At 42.5% G+C, this 24,532-nt stretch carries 27 protein-coding genes and 2 pseudogenes; 3 read left to right on the top strand and 26 right to left on the bottom strand.

Annotation, left to right across the window (positions count from 1 at the left end):
* The first annotated feature begins 84 nt into the window (after window positions 1-84).
* Both pta and GKZ87_03065 read left to right on the top strand, forming a co-directional pair.
* Window positions 85-1,101 carry a phosphate acetyltransferase gene (gene pta, locus GKZ87_03070; GenBank protein QSI24558.1) on the top strand — a complete coding sequence of 339 codons (1,017 nt, stop codon included), beginning with the start codon at window positions 85-87 and terminating at the stop codon, window positions 1,099-1,101.
* Window positions 1,073-1,648 (top strand): GNAT family N-acetyltransferase, encoded by a 576-nt coding sequence (locus tag GKZ87_03065; GenBank protein ID QSI24557.1) that lies wholly within the window; start codon window positions 1,073-1,075, stop codon window positions 1,646-1,648. The genes pta and GKZ87_03065 overlap by 29 nt, the downstream gene beginning before the upstream one ends.
* A gap of 659 nt (window positions 1,649-2,307) precedes the next feature.
* On the opposite strand, the gene GKZ87_03060 is transcribed toward GKZ87_03065, so the two are convergent.
* From GKZ87_03060 to GKZ87_03050, 3 genes and pseudogenes are all read right to left on the bottom strand, one after another.
* Window positions 2,308-3,411 (bottom strand): helix-turn-helix domain-containing protein, encoded by a 1,104-nt coding sequence (locus tag GKZ87_03060; GenBank protein ID QSI24556.1) that lies wholly within the window; start codon window positions 3,409-3,411, stop codon window positions 2,308-2,310.
* 137 nt (window positions 3,412-3,548) lie between these two features.
* Window positions 3,549-4,346 (bottom strand): MerR family transcriptional regulator, encoded by a 798-nt coding sequence (locus tag GKZ87_03055; protein QSI24555.1) that lies wholly within the window; start codon window positions 4,344-4,346, stop codon window positions 3,549-3,551.
* A 195-nt stretch (window positions 4,347-4,541) separates the two neighbouring features.
* A pseudogene (locus GKZ87_03050) lies at window positions 4,542-4,955 on the bottom strand (manganese catalase family protein).
* Window positions 4,956-5,179: 224 nt separating this feature from the next.
* On the opposite strand from GKZ87_03050, the gene GKZ87_03045 reads away from it, so the two are divergent.
* Window positions 5,180-5,560, top strand: coding sequence for a hypothetical protein (locus GKZ87_03045; protein ID QSI24554.1), 381 nt, complete (start codon window positions 5,180-5,182; stop codon window positions 5,558-5,560).
* 153 nt (window positions 5,561-5,713) lie between these two features.
* Here GKZ87_03045 and GKZ87_03040 read toward each other — a convergent pair whose 3' ends face one another.
* The 23 genes and pseudogenes from GKZ87_03040 to GKZ87_02930 form a co-directional block, all read right to left on the bottom strand.
* Complete coding sequence (locus tag GKZ87_03040; protein QSI24553.1) at window positions 5,714-5,935, bottom strand: hypothetical protein; 222 nt, start codon at window positions 5,933-5,935, stop codon at window positions 5,714-5,716.
* An 874-nt stretch (window positions 5,936-6,809) separates the two neighbouring features.
* On the bottom strand, window positions 6,810-7,766 hold the full coding sequence (locus tag GKZ87_03035; GenBank protein ID QSI24552.1) for an Abi family protein: 957 nt from the start codon (window positions 7,764-7,766) through the stop codon (window positions 6,810-6,812).
* 309 nt (window positions 7,767-8,075) lie between these two features.
* On the bottom strand, window positions 8,076-8,996 hold the full coding sequence (locus GKZ87_03030; GenBank protein ID QSI24551.1) for an N-acetylmuramoyl-L-alanine amidase: 921 nt from the start codon (window positions 8,994-8,996) through the stop codon (window positions 8,076-8,078).
* Window positions 8,993-9,451: a holin gene (locus GKZ87_03025; protein QSI24550.1), complete on the bottom strand. Its 459-nt coding sequence runs from the start codon at window positions 9,449-9,451 to the stop codon at window positions 8,993-8,995. The genes GKZ87_03030 and GKZ87_03025 overlap by 4 nt, the downstream gene beginning before the upstream one ends.
* A 191-nt stretch (window positions 9,452-9,642) precedes the next feature.
* A complete protein-coding gene (locus tag GKZ87_03020) occupies window positions 9,643-10,074 on the bottom strand; it encodes a hypothetical protein (GenBank protein QSI24549.1) in 432 nt (143 codons plus the stop codon).
* Between the two features lie 15 nt (window positions 10,075-10,089).
* On the bottom strand, window positions 10,090-10,719 hold the full coding sequence (locus tag GKZ87_03015) for a hypothetical protein (protein QSI24548.1): 630 nt from the start codon (window positions 10,717-10,719) through the stop codon (window positions 10,090-10,092).
* Window positions 10,720-10,736: 17 nt separating this feature from the next.
* Window positions 10,737-11,378 (bottom strand): hypothetical protein, encoded by a 642-nt coding sequence (locus tag GKZ87_03010; protein QSI24547.1) that lies wholly within the window; start codon window positions 11,376-11,378, stop codon window positions 10,737-10,739.
* Between the two features lie 371 nt (window positions 11,379-11,749).
* A pseudogene (locus tag GKZ87_03005) lies at window positions 11,750-13,081 on the bottom strand (hypothetical protein).
* Window positions 13,082-13,091: 10 nt separating this feature from the next.
* Window positions 13,092-13,769: a hypothetical protein gene (locus GKZ87_03000; GenBank protein QSI24546.1), complete on the bottom strand. Its 678-nt coding sequence runs from the start codon at window positions 13,767-13,769 to the stop codon at window positions 13,092-13,094.
* Window positions 13,770-13,780: 11 nt separating this feature from the next.
* Window positions 13,781-16,147 (bottom strand): tape measure protein, encoded by a 2,367-nt coding sequence (locus GKZ87_02995; protein QSI24545.1) that lies wholly within the window; start codon window positions 16,145-16,147, stop codon window positions 13,781-13,783.
* Window positions 16,141-16,722, bottom strand: a complete 582-nt coding sequence (locus tag GKZ87_02990; GenBank protein ID QSI24544.1) for a hypothetical protein — start codon at window positions 16,720-16,722, stop codon at window positions 16,141-16,143. The genes GKZ87_02995 and GKZ87_02990 overlap by 7 nt, the downstream gene beginning before the upstream one ends.
* Window positions 16,676-17,140 carry a hypothetical protein gene (locus tag GKZ87_02985; protein ID QSI24543.1) on the bottom strand — a complete coding sequence of 155 codons (465 nt, stop codon included), beginning with the start codon at window positions 17,138-17,140 and terminating at the stop codon, window positions 16,676-16,678. Before GKZ87_02985 ends, GKZ87_02990 begins: the two co-directional genes overlap by 47 nt.
* 3 nt (window positions 17,141-17,143) lie before the next feature.
* A complete protein-coding gene (locus GKZ87_02980) occupies window positions 17,144-17,686 on the bottom strand; it encodes a hypothetical protein (protein ID QSI24542.1) in 543 nt (180 codons plus the stop codon).
* Window positions 17,686-18,147 (bottom strand): ABC transporter permease, encoded by a 462-nt coding sequence (locus GKZ87_02975; GenBank protein QSI24541.1) that lies wholly within the window; start codon window positions 18,145-18,147, stop codon window positions 17,686-17,688. The genes GKZ87_02980 and GKZ87_02975 overlap by 1 nt, the downstream gene beginning before the upstream one ends.
* Entirely contained in the window at window positions 18,140-18,556 is a 417-nt protein-coding gene (locus GKZ87_02970; GenBank protein ID QSI24540.1) for a minor capsid protein, read from the bottom strand. The genes GKZ87_02975 and GKZ87_02970 overlap by 8 nt, the downstream gene beginning before the upstream one ends.
* Entirely contained in the window at window positions 18,553-18,918 is a 366-nt protein-coding gene (locus GKZ87_02965; protein QSI24539.1) for a hypothetical protein, read from the bottom strand. Before GKZ87_02965 ends, GKZ87_02970 begins: the two co-directional genes overlap by 4 nt.
* On the bottom strand, window positions 18,915-19,304 hold the full coding sequence (locus GKZ87_02960; protein QSI24538.1) for a hypothetical protein: 390 nt from the start codon (window positions 19,302-19,304) through the stop codon (window positions 18,915-18,917). Before GKZ87_02960 ends, GKZ87_02965 begins: the two co-directional genes overlap by 4 nt.
* 39 nt (window positions 19,305-19,343) lie before the next feature.
* Entirely contained in the window at window positions 19,344-20,540 is a 1,197-nt protein-coding gene (locus GKZ87_02955; protein QSI24537.1) for a phage major capsid protein, read from the bottom strand.
* Window positions 20,541-20,543: 3 nt separating this feature from the next.
* The gene (locus tag GKZ87_02950; protein QSI24536.1) at window positions 20,544-21,074 is read right to left on the bottom strand and encodes a hypothetical protein; all 531 of its coding nucleotides are present in this window, start codon (window positions 21,072-21,074) and stop codon (window positions 20,544-20,546) included.
* A gap of 16 nt (window positions 21,075-21,090) precedes the next feature.
* Window positions 21,091-21,327 (bottom strand): hypothetical protein, encoded by a 237-nt coding sequence (locus GKZ87_02945; GenBank protein ID QSI24535.1) that lies wholly within the window; start codon window positions 21,325-21,327, stop codon window positions 21,091-21,093.
* A 36-nt stretch (window positions 21,328-21,363) separates the two neighbouring features.
* Window positions 21,364-21,555 (bottom strand): hypothetical protein, encoded by a 192-nt coding sequence (locus tag GKZ87_02940; GenBank protein ID QSI24534.1) that lies wholly within the window; start codon window positions 21,553-21,555, stop codon window positions 21,364-21,366.
* Window positions 21,533-23,134, bottom strand: a complete 1,602-nt coding sequence (locus GKZ87_02935) for a minor capsid protein (protein QSI24533.1) — start codon at window positions 23,132-23,134, stop codon at window positions 21,533-21,535. The genes GKZ87_02940 and GKZ87_02935 overlap by 23 nt, the downstream gene beginning before the upstream one ends.
* Window positions 23,134-24,525 carry a phage portal protein gene (locus GKZ87_02930; GenBank protein QSI24532.1) on the bottom strand — a complete coding sequence of 464 codons (1,392 nt, stop codon included), beginning with the start codon at window positions 24,523-24,525 and terminating at the stop codon, window positions 23,134-23,136. The genes GKZ87_02935 and GKZ87_02930 overlap by 1 nt, the downstream gene beginning before the upstream one ends.
* Window positions 24,526-24,532 lie beyond the last annotated feature (7 nt).

The raw sequence follows: 24,532 nt of genomic DNA, 5'->3' as shown, positions 1-24,532 counted from the left end.
ACATTTTCCATAGGTTTATACCGCTATCTTTTTTCGACGAACGTGTTAAGGAATGGTATAATGAAAGGAGAGGAGTACAAGCCTATGAACATACCATTAACAGTTAAAGACCGCGCAATCAGAATTTTATTTACAGAAGGAGCTGACAGAAGAATGATGGAAGCAGCAATACGTCTGCACAACGAACAGATCCTTACCCCTCTGCTTTATGGAACTACAAAGAAGCTGCAGCAGCTGGCAGCCGATTATGAGCTTTCCCTTGACGGAATCGAAATCATTGATCCTGAACTTTTTGCACACAGAGAAGCCATGGTAAGGCGCATGTTAAAGCTGCGGCGTGGAAAAACAGATGAACAGACATGCCGCAAGTGGCTAATGAAGGATACCTATTTCTGTACGATGTATGTGGAGCTGGGGTATGCGGATGGACTGCTTGGCGGCTCCGCCAATTCAACAGCAGAGACATTGCGTCCTATTATGCAGCTGATAAAGACACGGATGCCACATACCATCGTTTCCAGTTGCTTTCTTATGAGCAGAGGGGATGAGCATTATATTTTCGCAGATTGTTCTTTGAATAGAAATCCAAATGTAGACGAGCTGGTGGAAATTGCATTACAGTCTGCGGATACAGCGAGGACGTTCTGTATGGAACCGAAGGTTGCACTGCTTTCCTATTCCACACATGGCAGCGGGAGCGGTACCGATGTCGATACGATTCATGAAGCAGCCCAGAGATTGAAACGAATGCCTCTGGATTATGCAGTTGACGGTGAGCTGCAGGTGGATTGTGCTTTATCAAAACGTGTAGCCGGCTTGAAAGCGGCAGATTCCCCGGTGGCAGGGACTGCTAATGTTCTAATATTTCCGGATTTGAATGCTGGAAATATCGGATACAAGCTGGTTGCTAATTTGGGTGGCTTTGAGGCACTTGGCCCGATTTTGCAGAGTGTCCGCCTTCCGATGAATGATTTATCGCGCAGTGCAACAACCGAGGAAATATACAAGATGGCGATTATCACAGCTATGCAAAGGGAAGCCTTGACAGAAAGCGAACATGAGGGGAGTATGTATGCAAACGGATTACATATGGGAAAATAACGGTTATACAATGCGATCCTTTCGTTTAGAGGATAAGGAAGAGTATTATATTTGTGGATTTTCAGAATGGGATTGCGAGGTTGCACGTTTAACAGGAAGTAAGCAGCATTATGAAAAAGAAGAGATTGACGCTTATTTTTTAAATTGTCTGACAGATGTCTCCCGCTTTGATTTTCTTATTTTCAATCCACAGGGCAGAATAATTGGAGAAAGCGTCATAAACAATATTGATAACGAAACACGCTCTGCGAATTTCAGAATCTGTATTTTTCATTCAGCTGACTGCGGTCAGGGAATCGGAGGCTGGGCTGTTCGTATGACGCGGGATTTTGCGTTTCGTGAGCTAAGGCTGCACAGGCTTTCACTAGATGTATTCTCTTTTAATCCCAGAGCAAAAAGGGCATATGAAAAAGCAGGCTTCCGTGTAGAGGGAGTCCTGCGGGATGCGATACGTGATGGTGACAGCTATGCGGATGATATTCTAATGTCAATTTTAGAGGATGAATGGAAAAGCCGGAGCAGTACAGAACAGGATATCCGATCATAGTCTGCAGATAGGAGACTGACATCATGCAGCCTGCTAAAAAAGATATGCGGATCGCTGAGCCTTTAGCATAGATTATTGCTTAAGGTGTAATATACAAGAAATAGATTATCTAAAATGCAAAAGAAGAATTAAAGTACCTAAGTGGTTTTGGTGTCAGGGATCATGCGACTCATGATGTCGGGAGATTTGAAAGCAAATGAATAAGGGAAGATGGTGTAAGGCTAATGCTTATTTATTGTAATCTAAACATCCATAGGAAATTTACTTCTTCTTTTTCGTTATGCAGCTCTGTAGCCTAAAGCGAGTAAAGATCAATAACCTGTGCTGCCATATTTTATTTAATAAAAACCAGAAACTTGCATTTGTCTCGGTTAATAACTGATATTCTACACTAGGGAAGCTGCCAATTATAAGGTAAGCTAGATCAGCGGCTTGTCTGATGTGGCAGAGAATACAGCCAGGTATCAATCTTTTTTCTAATGCTCCTCGTTATCAGATAGCTTTCTTAAATAAGGCTCCTTACAGCTTTGCTGCGTAGAAGCTGTATGCTTAACCAGCTATTTGCATATTTTGATATTTCCTTACTTTTATGTTTATCCTTTACTGCTCTTGTCTATCTGTTTTTCCACAAGCCTTTGTCGTATTCTGTACCATATGACTTAACGGGATAGGGTTCCTTCGTCCAGTATTCCCCATGCGGCTTCTGCGTTTGCCTGTGTTTTCTGTATGGAGAATACCACCTGCGTACCCTGAAAAGTAAAGGTTCCGGTTCCCTGCGTACCAAAGCCATCATCGCTGAAGCTGAAGGCTGCCGTATTACCGCTTCGCTGTGCAGTTCCCTCAATCGTAGCTACCTGCTGTGCATCATCCGGATTCAGACTTGTTAATGTATAGGAAAAGGAAGTAGCTGTCACATTGGAAACAACTAGGGTACTGTGACTGCCGCTGTAGCTGCCGGCAATATCATCATTCTCAGACTCCTTCGGTTCTTCCTCTTTCTGCGGATTCTGGATTGCAGTACCACGAGTGAAGATATCCTTTTGATATGGACCACAGCCGATGGATTCTCCCTCGAAGCGCAGCTGATTACTGCTGCGGATTGCGAATGTATACGTTCCCTGCGTATTATGCAGCTTGATATTTTTATCTGTAATGCTCCATGTTCCATCCAGCTCATTCATCACCTGACAATTATTTACTATAAAGGTAAAGGTTCCATCACTTTTCAAAACCAGTGATGCAGGCGTCCCGTCGTGTGCATTCTCAGCCGTAAAGGTACCTGCCATATCCTCTTTACGGTATTTTTCTTTTTGTGAAAACAATTCATCTCCGTATTTCCAATATACATAACCACCTGCTGCTACAGCACCCGCCAGTACCAGCAATAGCAGCAGCACCAGAGGCCATACCCTGCGCTTTTTCACAACAGTTTCCTTTTTTGTTTTATAATCCGTTTTATGTCTTGTTTTCCGTTTCGTTTTCTTTTTCGTCTTTCCTTTTTTCACTTTCTGCTTTTTTTCTTTTTTATCCTGAGCAACTGGCTGCTTCTTTTTTTGTTTATCGCTACTCTCATCTGCATCACACAATTCGCTGACACTTACCTGAAACAGAGTGGCCAGACGATCCAGCTGTTCATCATTTGGAAAGCTTTTTCCCTGTTCCCATTCCTGCAGCTGTTCCTCCTTTATGTGCATATAATCCGCAAGTCTGCGCTGACTGATTTCATATTCAGTTCGCAGTTTTTTTATATTCCTACCAAGCATCTTATCACATCCTGTCTTATTGTCTGTATTATCCCCGAGATGCAGGAATAAAGTCAAGAAATCAAACAGAATCGTAAGAATAATTATTAGATGTAGGAGAGCAGCTCGTTATTTTTAACAAAAAAAAGATTCCTTTTTCACTGACGAATGTAAGGAATCATGAGCATTTCAACAAGATTGGCACTGGCATGATCTTCAAAGGTACGATATACAAGTCTTTGGCAAACAGGCCCTTTCGGAGTAAGATGTTCTCTTTGAAAAAAGGAGTGTATTTTTTCGTGTGTCAGGGCAGAACGCTTATCTGATTGTTCATATGCATATATGACTGCATCCCCGCCTGCAAAGTATTGAAACCCGTATTCTTCACTGACACCAATTGCAACAGCACAATCCTCATAAATACCAAAACCGTTCCTGCTGCTTCTAGCGCCATCCTCCTCACAAAGTAAAGAGCATTGGAAAAACATATCCGCATTTTTTTGAAAGATATTGAATTGTACTGAGTCTTTTGCGTCCTCCTTCATATTCAGACAGTCCTTTTGTGAAATGAAGAAGAAGCCGGGCTTCTGAATGAGAATGCAATTATACAGACAGTATGCGGTCAGCTTTAAAATATCGATATAGTGATCCATATTCATAAGCTTTTGTTGCAGGTGCTGTATTTCCTGAACATAATCCTTGCGCTTCTGATTGACCATTTCCCGATGGGAATGAACATTGCCTCTGAGTATATTCTCACGGATATCAGACAGTGATATTCCCATGTGTGAGAACCGCTGTATATAGAGCAGCTGATCGATTTGTTCATTTGTATAGTAACGATAGTTCGTATCCGGATCTTTGAATGGGATAATCAATCCCAGTCGTTCATAATGCCGGATTGCCTCCGGTGTAACCCCCATGATCTTCGCAATTTTTCCAATTTTATATTGCATGTCATCACCCCGCCTTTTGTATTATACTATACGAAACGAATTTGTAAATATAGTTTTAAAGAATACGGATAGATATTCCTGTTTTGCCAATGATTTTGCTATATCTGCATAACTTTGGCAGAGTAAAATTATGAAGTTATTTCATATTCCTGTGTATTATATGTTGTATGTAGCGGATGTTCAACATCCGCTGTTTCAGTCAAATGCAGGATTACACTGATAGTAATTTTCTGCGTTAAGCTGACTCTGAACGTAGGCAAGTGCTTCCCCGAATCGCTGAAAGTGTACGATTTCACGTTCTCTCAGGAAGCGAAGTGGTGCGATTACATCCGGATCACTGGCAGCACGTATCAGATTCTCATAGGTTGTCCGCGCCTTTTGCTCTGCGCCCATATCCTCAAACAAATCAGTGACAGGATCACCCTTTGACTGATAGTAGGAGGCCGTAAACGGTGCCCCGCTTGCTGCCTGTGTCCACACTCCGGTTGTATGATCGACATAATAGGCTGCAAAGCCGCCTTCTTCAATTTCCTCCACACTCAGATTTCTTGTGAGCTGATAAAGAATGGCAGATACCATTTCCAGATGTGCGAGCTCGTGAGTACCTAAAAGTTATCCGTCTGTAGAAACAGCTGCTTATTGGTGTACGAATACCGTAGATACAAGAGTATCTATTGTGTAGTGCGATATAACTATAAAGACCAATATGCATAATTAAATTTATTATTTTCATAGTAATAAATAAAAATACCTATATAGATAACAGGTTACTATATATTTTTTAATGACACATCGCAATCGCCTTTGCATAGTTTATATCGGAGGTGAGTGAAATGACAGGCACATTAACAATTGAAACTATGGAAGCAAACGGTGCTCCTGTTAATCAGGCAGCTATAAGAGTGTATGAGAGAACAGACAGTGCTTCTAACTTTATAATGGGATGTTATACCGATGAAAAGGGACTAAGTGAACCTATTACTCTCCCTACCCCAGACAGCACACATTCCTTGCATAGCATTCCACAGGCATGTCCTTATGCACAATATGATGTACAAGTTATAAAAGATGATTTTGATAAAGAAATAATCAACGGTGTACAGATATTTCCTAACACAAATTCCACTTTGACCGTTATTATGCAATGCTGTAATGGCAGGACACCAAAGACAAACACAATTGATATAGAGCATCACGAATTATATGATAAATGAATTGATACAAACAATGCTACTCTCCAATGTGGAGAGTAGCAAATTGGCTATTCATATACAGACTCTTAAATTACATTTTTACTGATGCAATCACAAATACACAGTTAAAAGCTAAATCAGAGTGAACAAATATACATTAAGTTTTAGTGCAAGTTACCAATTAGATCCGCACCGGGCATTTCTCATGCAGCGTACAAATTGTCGTGCGCAGCGATTTTCTCTACAGTCACGACGCATTGTGTTGCAAGCTACTCGTTCTGATTCATTCAATGCGTTTGTACCATAATCATCGCATCTACAATTTCTATCACACTCGAATCTGTCAAAATCATAATCGTTAAAGTCATAAGCATTACATTCACATCTGTTACACATATATATTTCCTCCTTACGTGTTATTGAGATACATCTGCGTATCTCAATATATGATATGGAGGAATTAGATGCCTAATTAGGCTTATTATAATACTCATTGATAAAAGATTAAACGTTTGATCACCATCAATTAAAAGACCACCATTAAGGTGGTCAAGTGCCGCAAAATACTGCCTAGGTATCTCTTTCTTTTTAATGGGCGGCAACGTAATCATTATATAGTTTATATGAACATTTGTAAATACGTTATGAATATTTTAGCGTTATTAAGCAAGATAATAAAAAAGTTCGGATAAATCCGAACTTCGCCAAAGATAGTGGCCGCCTTTGTTCAATACCTAGGCAATATACAACAGGCGAAAATATTCTATCATATATATTTTTAATTTCAAGTATTTTGTTTTTTCTGCACTTTTTTTGTGTTTTAACATATATTATAATGAGTGATAGTTATTACTCACACCTCTAATTCTAAGTATTGAAAAGAGTTACACGTTGACGCTCTTTTCTTTATGCCATACCTACATTTAATCAACATTTCATTTGCTTGCAGATTTAAAAAGCCGGTATACACCGGCCTGACTCTCTGTGGGAAAATATTGGGGTATTTCCGAAAGGGGTAGAGAGCCAATAAAAGTATATTACATATTCACATGTATGTAAACTCTAATTATTTAATTTTTCTTAATTTTAATTCGATAATAAAAAGCCAGCTTATAGCCGGCTTTTGTCCCATTGTCACTGCATAAACTGTATGAAAGAGTGACTACGAAATTATATAGCATTTCTTCAAAAATTGCAAATCATTATCGTAGTAAAACATTGGAAGTTCCATATTTAACAAAAAAGGCTACTCTCTGGTGTGGAGAGTAGCTTAATCTTGTTGTAAACACTTTCTATTTTGCCAGTCTTGAGGAAAACCTAATGATGATAAAATATAATTGTGATTTATCGATTTAACGTGTTTAGATAATTGCTGTGCCCTTTTTCGCAACGAATTATTCATTATAGCAAACTGATGCTTTTCAAGAAACATATTCATTGTTATAAAGACATTATAGACATCTTGTCTTGGCGAATCAGGATTGATTTCATAAAATGAATGAAGTTCTGGAAGATATAGCGTATTATTTTTGCATTTAAATCCTAAAAACTTGTTGCCATGTGCTTCAATGTTTCGGACTTCACATATATTATTAAGGTAAGACAATATATGTGTTGGAGTTACTATAGTATTCTCAATATTTAAATTTCCTCTTAAATATTGGCTGAATATTTTTGCTATCTTATTCTGTTCCGCATCCTTCATGTGCTTATAAAACATAATAGTTTGACCAAATGTCATGTAATTACATAATACCCAAAGAGGTACATTATGATGCTTTTTCATATAATGTTTGACAGAATTATCGTCCTTTTCTCGCTGCTTTCTTGTGATGATTTTTGAAAGACATGCTATTGTTTGAGTTACATCTATGATATCGTTGTTCTTAAAACTTTTTGCATTAAGATATGAAAAGTCCTCTTGGTGTTCTTCAGAAAAAACATAGGCAATAATAGATTTGATATGCTTTTCTATTTCCATGATTGTTTTAAAGAAAATTCCTTTTATCTCTTTATCAAAATAATAAACGTGTGAAACTTCATCAAATGTTGCTCCATTTATATAATAATCATTACCATTCATGAAGAATTTACTATAATAGTTTATCACATTATAGTAGTTATTAAGTAATAAATATGACTTCGCTTTCTCCTCATCATCAAAGTATAATCCCCTATTTTTCATCAACTCAACTTGTTCTTCTAAAGTCTTGAATGGTTTAGCCATGTCGATTCCTCCTATACAAAAAAGCCCCTCAATTAAGAGAGGTTTTTTTGCGCAAATAGGTCCGCTTAGGATTCTCTACCGCTGTTCCTTGCACTTACTTTAAACCTTTTTGACAAGATTGTCAATAGGTGTGCAACTTTTTTTGCAAATAGGTCCGCTTAGGATTCTCTACCGCTGTTCCTCTCTAGTATATGTATTTAATGCTAATAAATTCACGAAAATTATATCATATTTACTATAATAATACATCTTTTTTTTACATTTAAAAAGACCACCCATCCCTGAAGGAATGAGTGGTTATTTTATATATTAGACTTCGCGCAACGGTCCGGCATACAGCCAGATTTTACGACCTCCGACATTTGCCTGCACTGAATTTGTAGGTTTATCCACCGCAAGCACCTTAAATTTCTTGTCACATTTCCAGTAATCACCTACGCTGAAAACTTGTGACTTTGTTTCCTTGCCGTTCTTATCACATTTGGTAAGTGGTCCCGCCTGAATGGAGTTACCGCCGTTCCCGGTCATCTCCTCGCACCAGATGCTATCCATGTTGGCCAATACCTGGTCTACGCTATGCACTCCTGGAATGACGAAGTATTCTCCTTTATGCAAAATCTGATCAGGCTGTGCTGGTTTGGATGGTTTGGAAGGTTTATTCTGTGCTGCAGGCTTGTTCCCTGGCTTCTGCTCTGCGCTGTTTGCTTTCAACTGGAAGCCTTCTGCAATGCCGTCTACAATGCCCTGTGCCACGGATTCTTTGTGTGCCTGGTATTCGGCCATGTCCGCCTTGTTATCGATGAAACACGTCTCTAACAGGGCGGAGCTGATGCCTAAACACTTGCATGTATAAATCACCAGCCAGTTTGTCACCTTGACACCGGAACCACCACGCTTCACGAAGTGCTTTCCAAGCTTGTTCATGATGGCCTGTTCCACATCGGTATACTGCTCGCTGTCTGTTACAAAGATTTCTGTACCGTGTCCAGATCCATTGAATGCATTGAAATGTACTTCCAGCACATAATCGTACTTTCCGATTTTGAATGTACCGTTCTGTACATCATAGAATGCGCTGCGGTTTTCGTTGTACACATCCACTGTCGCATACTTTCTCAGCTTCGGCGCAATCAGGTTGACCAGCTCTCTGGTAAGGTTAGCTTCTCTGTATCCGCATCCGGAAGCTCCTGGTTCGCCTGCGCCATGTCCTGCAATAAGCAAAATTTTCATTTTTCTTCGTCCTCGCTTTCTTTGTTAATAAGTTTGTCGGCAACAGCTAAGCCGTTGCTCAAAACTTTTGGTACGTCGAATCCCGCTTCAACGAAGTTTTCACAGATGGAGCGTGCTTCATTCACAATCAAGCTTGCCAGTACGAACCATCCAAGCAGTGTTGTAATCTGCAAGTCTACACCGATTATCTCACCGATTTCGATCAAGCCTGCTGCAACCATAAATGCAAACGTGATCATGATCCAGTATCCAATCTTTTTAAGTACTCCTTGCCAACCCTTTACTGAATTTTCTTTTTTCATGATTCTTGACTTCATCCAACCTGTTACCCAGTCTGCAATATTTAGTGCAAGGAACAACGCAAACAGATACCAGTGTTCTCCGAATATCACGCTGATAACTGCTATAACAGTGCCCACAAATGCGTTGTAGTTGTCTGTGATTGTTTGTGCCATATGTTTCATATACCTCATCTCTTTCCGCCATTCTTGGCAATATGTAGGGCGTTTTACCCTCTTATACTACTTCGTTAATTCTTCGTGACCTATCTCAACCAGAATTTTTTTCACTCCGGCTTCTAGCGCTTTGGGGACATCAGCAAAATCAAGCTTTCCATCTAAGATACGATATACCAGAAAATTTTCCATTATGCTTTACCTCCTGCCGCCATCAGTATCAAATCTTGAACTGCCTGTGCAGTCACCTCTTGCTTAAGTTTCAATTCTTCCAGCATGCTTTCTGCTGTTTCTTTATATAAAGACAAGAAAGCGACTTCACCATAATCAGCTGCTTTTACAACTTCCCCATCACCGCCATATTCAACTGGCGATACCTCATAATGCAAATCTAATGATACGTAGCTGTCTAAAACCACATATCCATCACATACAGTAAGTGTCTCGCCTGTTGCGTTTTCTACACACAATGTCTCAATGTTTTCCTTTTTTGAAAATTCAGAATGAATTTCTTTTAGTGATCTATCAGCAATGAAAGCAAGTTTCACATGATTATCTCCGACATTGAATCCGTCTGTGATCAGCTGATATCTACTGCCATTTTTCAGTTTAATAAATTCCATATCTTAATGCTCCTTTCATTGGATAGTAGACTTGCCCGTCACATAGGTAAGATGCACATTTATTCCTGTATCGCTTGCTAGCTTTTCAAGAGGGGAAAACAAAATAGTTCCATCCTGTTTAATATTTATCTTTGCGATAATTTTTGTACTACCTACGATTTCATAGAAATTTAGATCTACTGTTGGGCGAAAAGCTTCCGGAATCATCGACGGCGTAGCTATCGTAGTCTCTCCGTTCGCTGCCAATTCCTTTTGCATATAACCAGCACACTTTAAATAAACAACTTGCCCACTTCTATACATATTGGCCGGAGGAAGATATACCGAATTAGTTAATTGAACAGTATTTCTGTTTAATTCGGTTTTTATATCATCGAATTTCTTTTTACAATATCCGGCACTAGGTACTTTTGCATTGGATGTTGAATCCGTCGTAACGATATCGCTAGGTGTTAATGCGTCAGGTATTGCATAAGGTAAACTATTCCAAGGTGTTACTCCATCCCCCATTTTCATTTTAACGATTCCCTTTCCAACACCTGCATTCGGTATTTCATAACCGATTTCGCGTTCTTTCAAAACCATATTTGATTGTTCCCATTGTGCCTTTGTTCCAGCACGTGGTCTTATTGTATAAAATGGCATTTCTCATTCTCCTCTCTTTAAATCGGATATCCACCGTTTACATCAATGTCTTCTTCGCTCGCTTGTGTGAACGGGTCACCGCCGTCCATATCGAATGTTTCAAGTTGCAGTGCTGATATAGCATCATAACATTGTGCCACTGCATTTTTTACATCCTTTTGAGATTCGTTAGTTTGGTCTATCAAATCATCTAATTTCTCTTTGCTTTTTTCAAAATAAGGATCAACATTACTCGTATACCATGACTTCATAGCACTTAATACTTCTCTTTGCCAATATTCTTCCGGTGGAGAAACTGCAGCTTTGATTTTGTTGGATACATCTACTTGTAGAGCTAATCTGTTAGATGTGATAACGATTTTATTTTCGTCAATCGCTGCCAAAGACAAATATACATCGCCTTCGTTTTCAAACACCCCATCAGGCAACAAAATGTATGTCCCATCATCCTTTTCTTGTAGAGGGCATACAATCGGCATATCTGATTTCCAGCTGCTACAGAAACCAGATAACACCATTCCCTTAAATGGATTTGTTTCCGATGTGTCTTTAATAAGCTTAATAAAAAGATTGGCTGAGTGCTGATAACCTACAAGACTGTTTCCGTCAAGCATTATCTCTCTACCAATCTGTTTGATTTGTGTTACTACTATATCCATTCAATCACCTCCTACATAGCTTTTAATCTATTCTTCAACGTAGCGTAATCAGCTGGTGTTATTTTTCCATCTCCATTAAAATCATAGTGGTAGACCATATCATCATCAGCATCCACAGTACCCATAATTATCAAACGGATAATATACAGGTCAGCCCATGTATAGATATTGGTGATTCCACTATTCTTAATTTTGACTGTACCGTTATACAAACCGTTGGAATTTATACTCCATCCTCCAATGTCCCCGTCGTTTGTCCTAATAGTTCCGCCATCGAATAATGTTCCTGTTATCATTGATCCTGATATCTTCCCTGTTATCTCTGCATTTGTTGCTTTCAATCCATTTGCAGAGACATTCCCATCCGCATCCACATTAAAGTTGTTACCATTTGTAATCCGGATACCTCTTAATGTTCCGGCTGTTATGAAATCAGCATTGAACTTCCCATCGATCGTCCATGCAGAATTATATGGTCCCTGCCATCCATTCTGACTGAAGGCTATACCTCCTAGATTCATCCTAATGCAATACTTCGCATTCTCTTTCGGTAATGCATCCAAAATATAGATCTCATTCTGTGTCTGGTAGATATATCCTTTCTCTGCCCATGCATTTATCAGCTTCGTTGCCATCTCCTGCGCCTGTTGCAGCACTGATCCTTTCAGTTTTTCACCATCGTTGCCAAGAATGGATATTGCATCATTCACCTTTCCTGTTATGGTTTGCGGTTCTGAAGACAATGTGATTTTGTTCTTCTCTGGTGAATCATGATACCTCTGCAGCTTGATCACCTTTTCAATGATCTCAGTGTGCCCGTCAATAATGACGTGTGCAATATCATACAGCCCCATCTTCAGGAAGCTGTACCTATCATCTGTTTCCGCAAGGTCATTGACCGTGACCTCAAAGGATAATACCGGATATGCCTGTTCCTTCAACTTCTTTTTCGCATCAGCAAGTAGGTTCTCCGGAATCGTATATCGTTCATCCTTCCATACAATCCAGATTGGATGCGCCTTGCCTGCATATGCATTATCTTCAACATAGGTCTTTCCTCCATTTATGGATGCAAAATTGACATAGCTGCCATCCTCATTCTGCTTTCCATATGCTGTGATCCTGGTGGCGAAATCTTTTGAATTGCCTTTCATCTTAACACTTTCCAGATTCAACTGTGGGGTGATATAGATTCCTTTATCTATGACCTGTTCAGGATCCTTTACAACGATCTGTTTATCAAGTGCTCGGATCTCATATGTAACACTGAATATCTCCTGACATTTGAATAACACTTCATAATCAGACGCATCTTCCATCTCTAGGGTCCTTCGATAATCCCGTATACCTGCGTTTAAGATAGACCAGCCAGACGGTTTGATCGCTTCCAGAATCTCTGATAGGCTCTTTGTCTGAAACTTTGCTATATCCTTCGTGTTGAGATAAGGCTCGTTTTGATGCCAGTCATCCATATCCAGGCTGCAGGTTATCGTGCATGCTGTCTTTCTCTTGTTGATATCTTTGATCAGATAGCGGTTCTCTTCATTTCTGACTGGTGTTTCATTAGCGATATACCGGTACATTTCATCACTGGGCGAAATGTCAAAGCATAAAGTCTGGGTACCATCATATTCATATGCTGTATAGTAATTCTGCCGATTGGTAATCGGTAACCAACCTTCCTTTGTGTAAATTTCAAGCATCTTGTTCCTCCTATACGAAAATTGGTGTATATTTCAATACGACTTTTACAGACGTACTGCTCATACTGATTTTTTGACTTCCCGGATCCAATGTAGGAAAGCAGTTCTGTTTCAGCGTACAATCCGGATATTTATTCGGCTCTGTATCTGTATAAACTTTTTTCAATTCACCATCGAAATAGACCGTTCTGTTTGCATACAGCTTCCGGATGGTGTGCCCATCAATAGTGAAGGAATCCATAGCTGCCATTGGCGTTATTTCATACACACATTCTGTTTGCCAATTACCTGCGACAACGATATGGTTGTCAACCTTACTGAGTAACAACTGGCGTCTGCTTCCTTCCTGTATGACGGACAACGGGATCGTCACCCTGTACCAGCCCTGCCAGTATTCGTCTACGGGTTGGCTCAGTTTGGATAGATAGCACCGATATTTGAATCCATCTTCGATGTCGATCATATTCTCTTCATGGTTCAATAGCTCTGCCAGAAAATCAGATATATCCTTCTTGCTGCGAAACTCAGCTATCAGTTGCATACTCTTCGGCGTCAGCACTCTTTTGCCAAGAACAGGACGCAGGGAGCGTTCAGGCTGAAAGACCTCACGCTCTACTGCATAGGGCTGATATGTGAAGGAATTTACTCTCATATGGAATCGTTCCATCCGCTTGTTGTTTATTCGCATGTCACACCCTCCTATCTAAGCTCTGCAAGCTCAACACCCATTTCAGGTGCAAGCCAATGCGCAACTTCTGCACCGTTATCCAATACGAATCTAAACTCATTAACACCATTACGTACTAGCTGCATAGTCTTTGGGAACGCGTTCACGACACTCTGCTGCTGCGTGATCCTGGCATTCGTTTCCAAAGGTACACCGATGTCATTCACGCTGGCATTCACTTGTTTCTGCAATTCCGCATTCATACCGTCAACCTCATTAAGGATATCCTTCGTTGACTTCGGCATGGCCATTTCAAATCCCACGGCAATACCTGGAGGCAGCATCTTACCTACAAGATCACGCAGCAGTCTGGAAGGGGAATGGATGCCGAAGAAATCCAACATACCATCGACGATTCCATCGCAAAACCCACTGATCTTATCCAGGATCCAATCCTTTACACTTCCGATACCTTCCCACAGCCCCTTGATAAGGTTTATACCGATATCTACCATCTTGCCAGGTAATTCCCTAGCTTTCTGAACCACGGAATCGACGAGCTGCTTTGCGGCATTGATACCGGTATTCCAAAGATCAGAACCCCATGCCCTTACTTTCAATATCGTGTTAGATAACCATGTTTGGACCTTTCCTGGCAATGAACGGAACCACTCTACGATCTTATCGATCGTTTTGGTAACCGACTCTTTAGCACTGTTATATGTATCACTTCCCCAGGTCTTGACTTTTTCCCAGGCACTCTTCAACCATTCCCATATCTTTCCTGGCAGTGATTTGAACCATTCAACTACCGAATTTATAAAAGCAGGAATATCTTCTGTAACGAAGTTCTTCAGATCGATGCCCCACTGGATGAAATGACCAATGATCTGTCCGACCATATAACCAATGTTATAAGGAATTTGGTTGAACCAGTCGATCACACTCTGGATCCACGCCGGAATCGTTTCTGTGAAGAAAGCTATGACGCTGTTCCATGCATCTTGAAACCATTGAACGATGCTGTCACACAGCTCCTGCAGGCTTGTCTTGAAATCTTCCCATGCCTGAGGTATCGTCACGGTAAAAAACTCGACAATACTGTCCACTGCACCTGAACACCATTCAACGATGCCGTTCCACAGGTCTATCCAGAACTGCCGGAATTCCTCAGAGGTATTCCAGAAATATACGAAGGCAGCCACTACTGCAGCTATAGCTGCAACGATCAATGTGACAGGCCCACCGGCAGCAGCCACCAAAGCGCTGCCCAGCCCCTTGATACCTCCACCAGCACCGATAGCACTTGTAGCTAATTTAGAGAATGCTCCGCTTCCAGAACCAAGTTTGATAAAAACAGTATTCATCAAACTATTACCATTGCTCATTAGATCAAAGAACCCAGAAATAGACTTGCTCGCTCTGCTCACTGTATTTGTGATCTTCCAAGCAGCGAACGCACTACCCACGCTGATTACGACCGGTAGCAGCTTCTTGATCAATGAGATCAACTCTGGAAGATGCTCTGCAGCATAATTCAATCCCTTTTCCATGACCTTCCCCACATCTGAGATCATTTCCTTCAAGGTTGGCAGACCATTACTCTGCAGCACTTCGTCGATCGATTCTATGATTGCTACCATCCCTCGTGTGATAGCAGCCTTCATATTATCGAATGTTCCCTTCCAGGAAGCACCTGCCTCTTTGGCAGCACCATCAATGGCCGCGAACTTGTCAGTTCCTTTTTCCATCGCATCCTGCAGGACATTCAGAAATTCTTCTGATGAGATGCTGCCATCTGATAATGCTTCGCGTACATCAGAAAAGCTCTGGCCAGTCGCATCCGCAAACAGCTGCACTGCAGGGATACCGGCATCCGTCAATCGGTCCAGCTGATCTCCCTGGACCTTCCCCTGTGCGACCATCTTTGCGATCGCATCTGTTACATTGGCGTATGTCTCATTCGTACCATCTCCATAGAATGCAACCGCATCTGCCCAGGTCTTCACCTGCCCTGTTGCCTTGTCCATCGACATACCGGATGTTACGAACTTCTGACAGCTCTGTGCCGCTACATCAAGTCCGTATGCAGTCCCTGTCACGGTGTCCTTGATCTTGGCCAGTGCCTGTTCTGCAATCTTGGAAGAGCCTGTCATCGTCGTCATGGTACGTGTGAACTGATCCATCGTATCAATGCGGTCCATCGCACTTCCTATGGATGATTTCATGGCGTTGAAGCCTGCAGAGACAGCCTTGGTGATTCCGACTGCACTCAGAAGGCTTTTCAGCTGCGTACCGAAAGATTTCGTTTTCCCCTCCATCGACTTCAGGCGTGATTCATAGTCTTTATCATTAAGATCTACCTCAATGATGATGGAGCCATCACTGTTCCCTAACAATCCGCATCACCGCCCTTCAGTCCTGACAGGATCTCTGCCTCCAGTTCCTCCTGCGACCTATCCTGCGCCTTTTCCTTAGGAAGTGCATAAAACTTTTTCAATTCCGTATAACGCTGTTTCTGTTCCTTATCCAGTTTGGAGATATCCGCAGTACGATAACCTACCACCTGGATGAACTTCGTCTGATCTGTAAGTCCCTCAAATAGACTTTTGAATTCCCACCAGTGCAACTCTGCGGCAAGCAGATCGATGCCATACTGCTGGCGGAATGCAGCTACGATGAGGTCCATATCATAGTCAAAACGATATCCGATTTCACCTTGCTTGCCAGAGGTCTTCCGTATCGGTTTATCTAGCCTGTAGAAAGAAAAAAGAGCCTGTATCAGCTCTTCTGAAATATCATCAGGCATGTTCATGACTCCTCGTATCATGAAATACAATTTATAATCCATTTCGATTCCTGCATCGACCATGATATTCTCAAATTTCATCCAAGTACGGAAATCTGTATCTATCGTATAGTCTCTGTTATCTGCTCTTACGGTTCTTGGCAGGTCGTCTCTTGTTAGCCACATTCTTCATACCGTACTTTCCATCCGCATATTCCATCTGCTTTGTGAACCGCTCCATGCTATTGACGATCCCCTGTACTGCCTGAAGCTCCTTTTCTGCGGACTGCTGACGCTTTTTCATCTGCTCTGTCGTAGCAGCTTCCTCCAGACGTTCTTTCAGTGCCTCTGCAAGCTGCAGGATTACATAATAAGGCTTTAAGTCATCCTTATGGAAGATCTTACGATATGTACCAGCGCCCAACAGTCCGTCAATAGTATTCCGGCAGTCGTCGATAAAGTTTTCCGTTACAAGTCGGTTTCCGCGATATTTATCCATGAAATCGCTGATTGTCTGATGCAATGTGATATCATCCGCATCCATTTCGAAGTGTAGTCCTGCGATATCTAGTGGGATGATGTTTTCCTGTAATGTGATCTTCATCTGCTATGCCCCCACTCCATCTGTTTTGAAGGTACCGGTTTTATAGTCGTACACGCCTTCTGTGAATGTTCCATCAGCGATATTGTATTTACCATGCAAGCTGTCACCCTTTTGTGCGAACGTTCCTTCCAGTGCAATCTTACCGCCACCCTCACCGGATCCTGGATTGGATGGCTGGATCTCATACTCGGATTTATGTGCTGCAAATTCACCTGCAGACCCTTCGATCGGCGCCCATGTTTCTACTTCATAGGCCGTAAACATCTCCCCGATCAGCTTTTTCTTACCTACCTCATACACATGCATGACAAAGGCGTTATCCGGAATAAGTTCTCCCGAATACGAAACTGATGGTGCATATCCTGTCATATTGGAATGCTGGTTCTTCTCATTAATATACTGTCCGTCATCTGTATTCGGTGATGCGTCCTCTGTCCAGTCCGTGATACCGGTTCCGGCAAGGACCGGCTTCTCGATACCATCCCATATAGCATAGTTCAGATTCTCATGTCGATTGACGACGGTACTTTTTGGTGTAAATGCCATTACTCAAACGCTCCTTTCTTTTCATATACTAATTTGTAGGCTGCCACGAAGGTAGCCGTCTTTTCTTTTTCTCCGGTATCATCGACCGGTGTTGATGTCATTTCCAGACTGATCGGCTTCGCATCCGTAAGGTGGAGATTCGGAAAGCCTTCTCTTGTCTCTCGGGCAAATGTCGCAGCCAGGTCATTCAATGGCTTCGTGATGTCCAGATTATGTCTGGTATCCTTAACAGATGCCTGCATGCTTACCGTGAACGAAAACTCTGCCTTATATCCACCGGTGATATACTGCTGAAGGATCGGAACATCATTCATTCGTTTGAAACAGATCGCCGTTTCTTTGGAGTTTGGGAAATACTCCAGATACCATCCCTTTGTGTTTGGGATCCGGATATTACTGATGTATCCCATGAACAGATCTTCTACGATCTGCCTGACATCCTCCAGTGCTACATTAGCCATGCTTGAACCATCCTTTCGTCAATTTCACCCATTTCCCTCTGTTTTTGCTTTTGGAACGGATATACCATTCAGGGCCGGCAAGCGGATGCGTCTTACCATACTTCAATGCCTTGCTCGTAGTCTCTTTGACTTCTCCAAGTCTTGCCCATGCTCTACGTGAACGTATACCGACCATGACCAGCCCTTTATATAAAAATCTAGCATATGGACCATTCCATACGACCTTATCTTTATAGCGGTTCTGATTTGTGATTGCGGATTGGGAAAGATTTCCTTCCTGCATAGGCACATATGGTGTCGTGTCCTTGATGACCTGACTGATGAGCTTCTTTTTACACTTTGTTAGCTTCATCCGGTCTTTCAGCATACGCTTGTTTCCATCGAACTGGACCTTTACCTTGACACTCATTTCCCTGTCATCTCCACTCTGATCGGCTTCGTACCATCGAGAAATATCTCATTCACTCCTGTGATGGTGTATTCATCATCACGGAATTTCAGTGCATCATTGGTACTGATAATAAAATCTGTTCCGTACTGCAGTACACGGTCATTTTCATCATAGGCAGTGTAATCACCAAGCTCTACATACACGATGATCTTGTCATCAGTTGTGATCCCGCGCTTTGACTGCTGCATACCGTAGCTTAGATCTGCTTTCACATGCAGTATTGTGATGACCTGTTCAGCTGCCACTCCGTTATCATCCTCAGGAAGCTGCTTGATCAGCTGTACTGTATGCGGTCGGAATCTTCTCGGTAGCACCCTCACCAGTTCCACCCCAGTTTGAGCAGACCGTTGCGGCGAAGTTCCGCCATGATCACAGACTTAGCGAGCGGAGAAAATGGGATCCCTTTATAGGACTGCCCGCCGTTTCCCATCTGAAATGTATAGCCGCTTGACTGTACCTGCTTCAGATCCAGGTCAGATGCACCGTTCACCGCTGCTGCACCGCCATTTTGATCGATATAATCGACTTCAAAGCACAATGCCTTATCAAAGTTTCCATACCCATCTAATGTATCATGCAATTGATCCGTCCTTACGCGGTCATCTATATACATCTTTAAGACTGCTTCAGCTTTTGGAAGCAATACATTGAACTCCGCTTCTCTGACCGTCCCCTTGTAATCATCTCTATAATACTGATAATCCATTTCAGCACCTCCTTAAAGGTAAGGAGAGGATTCCCTCTCCTACTGGTTCTTGATCAATGCGACATCCTTCGTTACTGCAGTCTTTGCTACGACTACAGTATCGTTGACCGTGATGTGGTCTTTCTTCGTGATCTTCACAGGATAAGTCCCTTCACGTAAATTAAATTCCACAGTACCATCAGCACCTGTCATCAGTTTAGCGCCGTTTACATCGACGCGTGCTTTCTCTACCAGATTAGCATCTTCACCACTGCCATCCTTGACAGTGAAAGTCACCTTTTGTGCCGTATACGGCGTTGCGGGCTCCAGATATGCGAATGCGCAGCCGGTACGATTCTCATCAAGACGGGTTGCTGCGTTCGGCAATGCCCAGCCCATACGGAATACGACACGAAGCGCGATCATGTCCTGCTGTGCAAGGTTATATACGATCTCCTTGGTGACCGGATCCTGAATAACGCCCTGGTCGAGGATCTTTACTGTGATATCCTGACGGATCGCATATACCGCCTGCTTGAAGTCACCGGCTACCAGCTGCGCGATGTTTTTGTCATAGCTGCCATTCGTAGGGAAATACATCGGTGCTCCATCAAGTGCATACTGTGTAGACCCCTGCATATCGCTCTTGAAGATCAATGCCCCATCTGTTGCACGAAGTCCTCGCAGCTTAGCACGCATGCCTAGCGCAGACAGACAGCCGCTTACCATGTAGCCGTCCTCTTCTACCTTGGAGAATACACCGTCTTCACCCAGCAGCTTGTCATACAGATCCTTGTCACCTGTATCAGCGACATTGTTCCCTGCCTGACGTGCCAGTGTGATGATATCAGACTGCCATTCTGCCGGGCGGTTATATCCGAAGATGGTAGCGGAATCGACACACTGTCCGATTGCCTCATTGACACGTGGTGTGATCTCACCCATGATATCAAATTCTGCATCATCAAGAACTGCTTCCGGAATCGGTACGATAACGGCCAGCTCACCTGCTGTCAGATACACGTTGTCCCATGCCTGACGGGTCGTCTGTTTCATACCGGTATCACCATTCACCCAGTATGCGGTCGGTAAAAAGTCCAGAACACGGATGCGTGTCTGTTTGCTCGTCATGTTTGGCAGCTTACGTGCCATCCCCATGAATACGGACTGCTTCGGTGCGTCCTGAAAAATTGTCGATACGACCTGCTCTCTGATAAGAGCTTCCGCATCCTGTCGATTTGTAATATTTACTGGCATAACTTACTCCTTTCCAAACAGCGATCTAAACGCTGCGTTTGCCTGATCTTTCTGATCAGCTGTATTCTGATTTGGCCCCTCTGTCCTCGAAACAACATACGGTGTCTTGGAGTCCTGAAATAGATAGGCGTTGTCTTTTTTGACTGCTTCTAAGGCTGTGGTGATATCTGCCTGACGATTCTTGCTTTTCTTAAGATTAGCTACATCCAGCAAAGCAATAACAGCCTTGTCATTGCGGGCCCCTGCTCCTTTAACAGCATCTTTCAACAGACCGGAAAATTCCAATTCATCAAGTTTTCCCTGCCATTCTGTATCCTTATTCGCAAGTTGAGTATTCAGCGTGGATATCTTTGTCTGCAGTTCATTGACATCAACACCTTCAAAACCTTTCAAAGCAGTTTGTGCAGTTTCATACTGGTTTTTGAAATTATCACGTTCTGTTGTCAGTTTCGTTACATCTTTTCCATGCTCGTCCATGATCTTATCGATCGTTTCTTTTTCGAGCTTGAGATCTTCTAAAAACTTTCTTTTCATTTTTTTACCTTTCCGTCTACGCTTTATTCACATGGGTTGCATCCACTTGACTGCACGCCTTTTTACGCCTTGCGCCGTGGCTATTGAAATGTGGTCCAAAATAGGGCAGCTTCCGCTTCGGTGGATCATTCATATAGCTGAGACGTTCTTCTGTCTTGCGTCCACAAAAAATGCAGGTATCATATTCCCGTATGATCCTGCATCCTTTATCATAATAAATTCGCTGCTTCGTGATATATGCATGCTGGCACATTATCTCACCCTCTTCCAGGTATTAAAAAAGCACCCGCTATGAGTGCTTATCTGCTGCTTCTCTGATTTTCTTTTTGTATACTTCTAATAGTTTTCTTTTCGGTAACACTTTTCTTGTACTAAGCTGCTGACCTTTCAAAGGAGGAAAAGATGCTTCTAACTCCTGGTCTTTCTTGACCCATTCTTCAAAAAGTGCTTTTTGTTTATCATTTAGCTTTTGATTTGACATATTTGATATATCCCTCCTTATCCAGCTGCTTAAAGATCAATTCATGGATATCTCCTTCAATCTCCCCATACATCAACGCTGTTCCAATGTCACCATACATATAGCTGTCATAATCAATTGATGAGATATCTTTCAAGACTTTTACTTCATAACGCAGATTTCCATATGTTGCTCTTAATTTATCGATGACAAGACCATAATTTTGTAAGAACCAGAAATCATCATTTTCAAAAGAATTTGTTTCAACATCTTCTAAAATAGGGTGGTTATGTAGGATAATCGCATCTTTCAGATTGGCTTCATCAAATCTGACTGACTTCTTATCTCCTGTATAATGAAACACTTTACCATCAGCCTGTAAAACATAGGAATGCTCAATCGGTAGATTCTCAATTTTATTTTCATATTTATGGATGTAATTGTCAACATGTTTCATGTCGATTTGCTCAATCAGTATCCCTACAGCATCATTTGCTTTACCGCCAGCACTGCTTCCCAGCATTACTTTACTATTTGATATGCTTTCTCTAGCGTAATTCCGCTTCATATCCGGATGTGCTTTCAGGAAGTCTGCCTGACGTTTCTGCCATGCCCTGACTTTCTTTGCTTCTCTGGTATTGTCTACACCTCCAGCCTTGTTCACGGCCTGCCTGCGCTTCCATTCACGTATCTTCCGCTCGTTGTAACGCTGTTCCTGATCAAGCTTATACTGCTTCGCATTGGCTTCCTCGTCATAGTGTTCAAAGGATAATTCACCATCGAAATTCGGAAAAAAGTTATGCCGACAGTTCCATCCGCATAGACCAGCACCTGTCCCATATCCTGTAGCTTCATAGAAGTTCTGCAATCCATTGACCGGTGTTTTCCGCCAGAACAGCATTCCTTGCCATTTGGCATGCTCCGGTCTTGCCCCCATATGGGATGTCGTTTCCACCAGATTGCAGTCCATCTCATCCAGATTCTGCTCCTGGCATCTGGCCGCGGTCTGATTGACACCTGTCCGCAATGCATTGCGTATGGCACTATCAGCTCTTCTATGTGCACCGGTTGGATAATCTATCCATCGGATCCCGTTTTTTCCTAAATCGTTGACTGCTGTTTTCACTGCATCTGCGAAGGAAAACGCTCCGGAGGATACAGAAAGATATGCCTGATCCAAAGCGTGCTCAAATGCCATGTTAGCTGCAGATGCCATCGAATTGCAGATGTTACGTATTTCTGTATTCGTAGAGCGGATACCATTCAGAATAGCTTGTGTCAGATCTGGATGCGGAGGTTCTATCCCTGCTGCTTTAGCCATATCATTATCTTTCTGCACAGACCGATAAGAGGAATCGTGTATGATCTCCTTCACTTTCGTATCTGTGATGTTCAGAACTTCCGATATCGCCTGTTCTATCTCGGACATCGAAACACCGAGCTCCTCCAGTTTATGCATCTGATATTCAGCTGTACTGGTCATCATGTAATCATTCTGTGAGATCCTTCTAGCAATGTCTTTCAGCATACGTGTTTCCAGTTCGTCGAAATACTCAGCGATCCCCTCCGGTACATCCCTCAGATATCTAGGATTGAGCATTATTCATCACCGGGAAAGTCGATACCCTGCGATTCTTCAGCAGCCAGTTCAGCTTTCGCCTGCTTTTCCGTCAGCCCCTGCCACTTCACCTTGTATTTCCATTTCGGCATCAGCCCCTCACGTACCTCCTGCATGTCCTGTAGACGTTCCTTCTCAGCATCGACCACGATACTGTCATCCCAATCAAATGATACGTCAAAGCTACCGTAAGGGCACAGATTATAGATACTGCAGTAGAAGTCTATCGCATCGATCAGATCTGTCAAGGCATCCTGTAGTGCCATCTGTGTGTCAGACACCAGAGTATAGGACCTCTGCTTACTGCTTTTGATCTCTTCTGCAGTCTTATCCACATTCTGCGGATCACTGATCGTACCATAAGCAAGGCTGCAGTTAAACTCTATGAGCTTCAGCTGCGCATTGAAGCCTTTGAACAGTGGATCAGAGCGTATGTCCGGACTGAAAGTATCCATCAACGGTTTATCTCTTGCTCCGACATCGAATGTCAATGGGCGATAAAGTCTGTCTTTCCCATGTGGATACAGTTTCTTGCTCTTATCGTTTGGGTCATCCTGCAGCATACTTTCTCCGATGTGGACAGCAGCTTCCTTTGCTTCATACTCCCAGCTGATCTGACTGTAGCGTACGTCTGCTTCACGTATCAGATCGACTGCACGGGAATATACTGAGCATCCAAGTGGACTGTCTGTATCATCAGCGTTGGCCAATGGTACCTTAAAATAACCGAAGGGTACTTTCGCAACACCGGAGAATATCACTTCATATTCCAGCCGCGACCATTCCTGAACACTTTGAACCGGTATCTCCGTCCCAAGCGTTGCATCAGTCGTGCTACGGTATGCGTGATTCGTGATACACAGCTTGTCACCTTTCAATTCATGGTCTTCCAGCCTAGTGAAGATCGACTGGCCTTTCCGCATCTGTTCTGCGAACACGCACCTTGTGATATTTCCCGAGTCGTCAAACGATACAGGAAAGAATGCGTCAGCCTGGATGAATTGGATACTGATCCCCTGTTCTGTCACATACGGTTTGAATACCAGTCCGCCCTTTGCACATCCGTATTCAACGTACCTTCGGATGTCCTTCAGCATCTTTGCATAGGGCTTCTGTAGATACTCCGCTCTAGGACTTCCGGATATCTCTGATTTCAATTCCAGAGTGACCAGCCTTGCAATCTCGGAAGCGATGGCTGCGGGCAGGTTGCAGCTCTTCACATTTCTATTCAACCAGAAGGCTTTGTTTTGGAACATCTTAGACCAAAGCTCTATCTGTGTAGCCATCTTCATAGTTAGAGCCATATCTACCTGCGTTTCTGAAGTCTTGTTCAGTTCTTTTGCAATAAGGCTCATCATCCTTGTGAAATTCATTCCATCA

The organism is Erysipelotrichaceae bacterium 66202529 (genome assembly GCA_017161075.1).
In the GTDB taxonomy this organism is placed as follows: Bacteria; Bacillota_I; Bacilli_A; order Erysipelotrichales; family Erysipelotrichaceae; genus Clostridium_AQ.
The sequence above is the reverse complement of the archived record's forward strand: the minus strand, read 5'-3'. Positions and strand labels throughout refer to the sequence as shown.